Below are 2,750 nucleotides of genomic sequence, written 5' to 3'. Positions count from 1 at the left end.
TCGGTGGGTGTGGTGTCGAATGTGACCGGGGAGCGGGTGGAGGAGTTCTCGGCGGGTTACTGGGTGGAGCATGTGCGGGCGGCGGTGCGTTTCGGGGATGGTGTGCGTCATCTGGCGGGGCGGGGTGTGACGCATTTCCTGGAGGTGGGTCCGCAGAGTGTTCTCACGAGCATGGCCCGGGAGAATCTGGGCGACGATTTCGACGGTCTTCTGACGCCGGTGTTGCGGAAGGGGCGTCCGGAGCCGGAGGCGTTCGTGACGGCGTTGGCGGAGGCGTGGACGCGTGGTCTGCCTGTCACCTGGGACGGTCTGTTCGGGGCTGCCCGGCATGTCGACCTGCCCACCTACCCCTTCCAGCACCAGCGCTACTGGCCCCGCGCCGCCCCCTTCGCCGCCGCCGGTGTCGAGGCCGCCGGGCTCGAGACGCCGGACCACCCGCTGCTGGGGGCCACCGTGGTGTCCGCCGACGGTGGGCAGGTGCTGCTCACCGGGCGGTTGTCGGTGCGCAGCCATCCGTGGCTCGCGGACCACGCGGTGGCCGGGACGGTCCTGCTGCCGGGGACCGCGTTCGTGGAGCTCGTCCTGCGGGCGGGCGAGGAGGCGGGCTGCGGTGTCGTCGAGGAACTGACGCTGGAGGCGCCGCTCGCGCTGCCCGAACGCGGGTCCGTCCAGGTGCAGGTGCTCGTCGGGCCGGCCGACGAGGACGGTGTCCGGGGAGTGAGCGTGCATGCACGGCCCGAGGGCGGCGACGCGGTGTGGGTCCGGCATGCGGAGGGGCGTCTGGCCCCTGCCGGGGCCATGGCTGCGGAGGCCGCCGGGTGGGCCGTGGCCTGGCCGCCGCCGGGTGCGGAGCCCGTCGACCTCGACGGGTTCTATGAGGGGCTTGCCCTGGCCGGTTACGGGTACGGCCCGGCCTTTCAGGGGTTGGCCCGCGCCTGGTGCCGGAGCGACGGTGATGTCGTGTTCGCCGAAGTGATGCTGCCCGACGCGCAGCGGGAGGAGGCGGGCCGGTTCGCTCTGCATCCGGCCCTGCTCGACGCTGCGCTGCACGGGCTCGCGCTGTCCGGGCCGGCTGCGGACACGGGCGATGTGCGGCTGCCCTTCGCGTGGAGCGAGGTGCGCCTGCAAGCCGTGGGCGCGTCCCGGTTGAGGGTCCGGTTGACGCCCACCGGCCCGGACACCCTCGCCGTCGACGTGGCGGACCCGGCCGGCCACCCGGTCGCGTCCGCGGCGTCGTTGGCGACCCGCACCGTCTCCGGCGAACGGCTCGCCGCATCCCTGGCGGGCGCCGGACGGCCCGACGCGCTGCACCGGCTCGAGTGGACCGCCGCCCCGCCCGTCTCCCCCCGGGCGGGGACGGCCGCCCGCGCCATCATCGGGGCCGGTGCCGCGTACGCCGACGTGGCCGCCCTGCGCGCCGCGCTCGACGCGGGCGACACGCTGGTGCCCGCGGAGGCCGTGCTGTTCGCCCCGCAGTCGGATGGTGCCGACGTCTCCGAGTCGGCCCGCGCCCGCACCGGCGCTCTGCTCACGCAACTCCAGGACTGGCTCGCCGACGAGCGGCTGGAGGCCGTCCGGCTCGCCGTCGTGACCCGTGGCGCCGTCGCCGTACACCCCGGGGAAGGCGTGGACGACCTGACGCAGGCCCCGTTGTGGGGTCTCTTACGGGCCGCACAGATCGAGCATCCGGAGCGGTTCGTGCTGTGCGACGGTGACACCTCCGACGAACTGCTGGACGCGGTGTTCGCCGCCGACGAACCGCAGCTCGCCCTGCGGGACGGGGCGCTGTTCGTGCCGCGACTGGTGCGCGCCGACGCGCCCGGGCAGCAGACCGCCCTCGCGCTGCCCGCCGGCGCCCCCTCCTGGCTGCTGAGCACCTCCGGCGCCGGAACACTCGACGGCCTGGCCTTCGTGCCGTCCGACGCCCACGAGATCCAGCTCGCCGCGGGCGAGGTCCGGGTGGCCGTGCGTGCGGCCGGCCTCAACTTCCGTGACGTCCTCGTCGCGCTCGGCATGTACCCGGGCCACGCCCAGATGGGCAACGAGGGGTCCGGCGTCGTCACCGAGGTCGGACCCGGCGTGACGGACCTGCGGGTCGGCGACCGGGTGACCGGACTGATCCGCGGTGCCTTCGGCCCGGTCGCCGTCGTGGACCGGCGCCTGGTGGTCCGTATTCCCGACGACTGGACCTTCGAACAGGCCGCGGCGATCCCGACGGTCTTCCTGACCGCCTACTACGGCCTGGTCGACCTCGCCGGGCTGCGCGCGGGTGAGCGGGTCCTGGTGCACTCCGCGGCCGGCGGCGTCGGCATGGCCGCCGTGCAGCTCATCCACCACCTGGGCGCCGAGGTGTTCGGCACGGCGAGCGAGGGAAAGTGGGACACCCTGCGCGCCCTCGGGCTGGACGCCGACCACATCGCCTCCTCCCGCGACGCCTCCTTCGAGGAGCGCTTCAAGGCTGCGACCGGTGGCAGGGGCATGGACGTGGTCCTGGACTGCCTGGCCGGTGAGCTGGTCGACGCCTCGCTGCGGCTGCTGCCGCGCGGCGGCCGGTTCCTGGAGATGGGCAAGACCGACATCCGCGACCCGGAGGACGTGGCCCGTACGTTCCCGGGCGTCGCATACCAGGCGTTCGACATGGTCGAAGGCGCCGGGCCGGAGCGGATCGGGGAGATGCTGCGGGAGCTGGTGGGGTTGTTCGAGGCGGGTGTGCTGCGGCCGTTGCCGGTGCGGGCGTGGGATGTGCGGCG

At 74.3% G+C, this 2,750-nt stretch carries 1 protein-coding gene; it reads left to right on the top strand.

The window, feature by feature from the left end; translation table 11 throughout:
- Nucleotides 1-171: 171 nt before the first annotated feature.
- Nucleotides 172-2,750: polyketide synthase dehydratase domain-containing protein (locus tag AB0G63_RS39005; RefSeq protein WP_360760627.1), on the top strand; the 2,579-nt coding region annotated here is incomplete at its 3' end.

It is taken from the genome of Streptomyces sp. NPDC020996 (genome assembly GCF_040641355.1).
GTDB lineage: Bacteria > Actinomycetota > Actinomycetes > Streptomycetales > Streptomycetaceae > Streptomyces.
The sequence above is the reverse complement of the archived record's forward strand: the minus strand, read 5'-3'. Positions and strand labels throughout refer to the sequence as shown.